The 3,199-nt window shown below is 44.0% G+C and carries 3 protein-coding genes and 1 pseudogene; all 4 read right to left on the bottom strand.

The window, feature by feature from the left end:
• Positions 1-285 precede the first annotated feature (285 nt).
• Positions 286-1,650, bottom strand: a pseudogene (locus J7J01_09630) (IS66 family transposase).
• A 271-nt stretch (positions 1,651-1,921) separates the two neighbouring features.
• On the bottom strand, positions 1,922-2,098 hold the full coding sequence (locus J7J01_09625) for a hypothetical protein (protein ID MCD6211122.1): 177 nt from the start codon (positions 2,096-2,098) through the stop codon (positions 1,922-1,924).
• Positions 2,082-2,747, bottom strand: coding sequence for an orotate phosphoribosyltransferase (pyrE, locus tag J7J01_09620; protein ID MCD6211121.1), 666 nt, complete (start codon positions 2,745-2,747; stop codon positions 2,082-2,084). Before pyrE ends, J7J01_09625 begins: the two co-directional genes overlap by 17 nt.
• Before the next feature lie 54 nt (positions 2,748-2,801).
• Positions 2,802-3,101 (bottom strand): hypothetical protein, encoded by a 300-nt coding sequence (locus J7J01_09615; protein MCD6211120.1) that lies wholly within the window; start codon positions 3,099-3,101, stop codon positions 2,802-2,804.
• Positions 3,102-3,199 lie beyond the last annotated feature (98 nt).

The raw sequence follows: 3,199 nt of genomic DNA, 5'->3' as shown, positions 1-3,199 counted from the left end.
GGAGAAGTGCGATTGCCAATAGCCCTAAATCCGTCAGGATAGGGCGGAAAGGGCGGCAGAGGCTAAAATACTTAGGTTGGGATTGTTAATCGAGGTGCTCGAATGCATGGGGCTGAAACTTGATATGCACCGATGGATGCAAAGTTCGGCTGTTTCAGTACGCTATCGCGCACACCTCTATATTTCCGGCAGAGTTGTCTTTTAATCACTCTTAGTTCTTAGTTTTAGTTAGTATGCGATTGAAGAAGGAAAAGGGTATAATTGTCGCATTTGTATTTGTATAGCTCACTTCAAACAAAGTTCATTGACGAGCAATTTTTTTGAGTTCATCGTAGACACCTTTTTCCTGTAACCGCCGCGTGGCGAAGACGGAAGCGATGTATTGGTAATATTGAGCACCGATCTCCAATCTAAAAGTACCCATGATCTTCCGCATGAGCACATGCTCCCTGATAACCTGTTCGCTGAGATTGTTTGTTGGCTCCATACATAGATAAAGCATGCACGTATACCAGTTTCCAAGACCATTCCTGATTCAAACTTTAAGAAAGTTTGATCAAAATGCTTTGCTATCAGTCGTTTCCCTATCCCAGACTTCTTTCTGCCGTTTCCGCTATTCCATGGATGGCGATAGGTCTTTACCGAGGAACTCTTTTAGCGCCTTGAATTTTTTATGAATGGCTTCTGACAGCTCCTTACCCCTGGTTGTTCAACGAACGCGTCTACTTCCCTTATCTGGTGCGCCCAGCATCGCTGTACGACTGGGATGATATTGTAGGCACGCCAGCCATCGACAACACCCGCACCATTGATGTCCAAGCCGAAAATCTCACGCAAAACGTCCCCGGCCCTTGAAGGTCCGATCGCTACCACCACTTCGTCATCAGGCGTCCTGAAAGTCCAGAGCCAGTAATTTTTACAAGAACCAGTATCCCCGTCTCGTCCATATAATTCCACTCCGCATTTCTGACTTTGTCGCTATTCAGGGAATAGGCAGTCTTGCAGGCTGCTCCTACACGGAGGATAGCATCCTGAATGCCCTTTGGTGTGATCTCAAAAGTATTGAGATGGAAAGCAAAATCCTTGATTCTGCAAAGAAGAAGAACACCGCAGAGACTAAATTTCAACATTATCAGATAAACAAGCAGATTCACGCCGAATCTACCCTTTTGAGGGCATTCCGCGTCCTTTGCGGTGAACTCATGACCGCAGTCCTAGCATTTATACTTGTGACGATTGAACTGAATGACCACAATCTTAGGAGGCGAAGGGATCCCTTCGATTACCTGCTTTTCAACGCTACGCTCCTCTAAATTGGTACTGCCACAGTGGTTACATTGGTCGGCAGTGACCTCAACCACCCTGTCGGGCTCAGGTGTTGGCCTGGTTGCACCTCTATGCCCATTTGGAGCACCATGCCTCTTTTGCGAGTTCCTGGATTTTGATTCCTTATTGTATCTTTCTGCGGAAGGAGGAGTATGTGGATTCTCGTATCTGGCGAGTTTCGCTTTTAGCTCTTCTATTTGCTTTGCCTGTTCTGCAATTATCTTTGCTTTCTCATCGTTATCTCTCTTCAGCTCGGCTACTGTCTCCTCCAGCTCTTTTTACCCGGAGTATCAAACTTTGATACTCGATTGCCAATATTGACATCACTACGCGCCGACTTTTCGCCATCAAAAAGACAATGCGGCACACATATTTAAGTACCTATGTTTCCACTCTAAATCTCGCTGGTGGATTGCCACCCTAACCGTTATTGCAAGAATATCGCATAGAAAGTTTTAAAAGTAAAGGATAGCTATACAAATACTCCTCTTTAAATACCCTGTTTAAGTCTGTGCGAAAACGGGCTACCCAAATATCTTTATCCTCATACAAGATATAACAACCCAGCATGAACACGCGAAATTGATGTACTATATTATCCCTCCGGAATCCTGTAACCTCTAATGCATGTTCCTGGTATTTCCCCCTTCTCTATTTTAGATGCAACACCTATTTTCACAAAAATATCTCGGAATTCCTCAAACTCATTGCACAATATTCTATACAGATTATTTATCAGGACATCATCTGAGATTTTAACAAAGTGTGCCATATCTCTGGAAGTACTCCTCAAAATTATGCTTCATCTTATCATCCACATATACTTCACCTTCAATCGTCCTGTTATGCAGGAACTCAAATATCTCTGTTATTCTGAGTATCGAATACATCCTCAGGGACACCTCTTCAAGCATTTTCTTATCGGCATCGCTCAACTCTTCACGGTCTACCGCCACCAAAATACCAGCAGGCTTCACTTTCCGCATTGTTGCCAGTTTCGTCCATGACTCCACCTTCGTTGCCCCTGTGGTGATGACATCATCCACGATTAAAACGGTATCACCATCTCTGAGGTCGCCCACAATTGCCCCTTTATCTCCATGTCTCTTCTCTTCTTTACGGTCATAGCCCCATCGCTTATCTATTCCCCGTTCCGAAAGCCTCACAGCTACGAGAGCTGCAAGCGGAATTCCCTTGTATGCGGCACCATGAATATAACTAAACTCAGTGTCAAGTTCCATGATTTTAACAACATACGCATCTGCAACTTTAAGTGCATCCATACCTGTTCGCATCGCATCTGCGATATTTACAAAATAAGGCGATATGCGACCACTCTTCAACTTGAACGAGCCGAACCTTATTGCACCTGTTTTTACCAGATGCATAAGGAAATCCTCCTTGTAGTTTTTCACCGGCATCTTGCCATCACCTCATTATGGGTCCTCTCCGCTGCCTCTTTCGGGTTCGCCGTTTCAGAACCCACAAACCCTTGCACTATCACAGCATCTGCACCCGTATTCATACGCATACTCAGCGATCTTTTGGCTTATATAAGGTATATACGCGATTTTATCATTGTATATCACAGGCAATCCACTCGCGTATTTTATTTCCGCTAAAATCTCAATCCCGGTTTGCATTTCCAGTGATCTTCCCACTTTAATGGCGAAATTACCTTCCGCACCTCTTAACTTCCAGGCTAAATTCAGTGCAAATTCCGCATTCGCCATATCAAATGCTACTATTATCCATTTTTCCTTTCTCAATCGCATATTTGTACATCCTTTATCCCTATCTCCCCATTCATTAACTTATGAGTCGTGTTTCAAGATCGGTTAAAATTATAAAAAATCCTAAGGGAGACACCTCC

The organism is Methanophagales archaeon (genome assembly GCA_021159465.1).
Lineage (GTDB): Archaea > Halobacteriota > Syntropharchaeia > Alkanophagales > Methanospirareceae > G60ANME1.
This window is presented reverse-complemented; position numbering and strand designations above follow the sequence as displayed.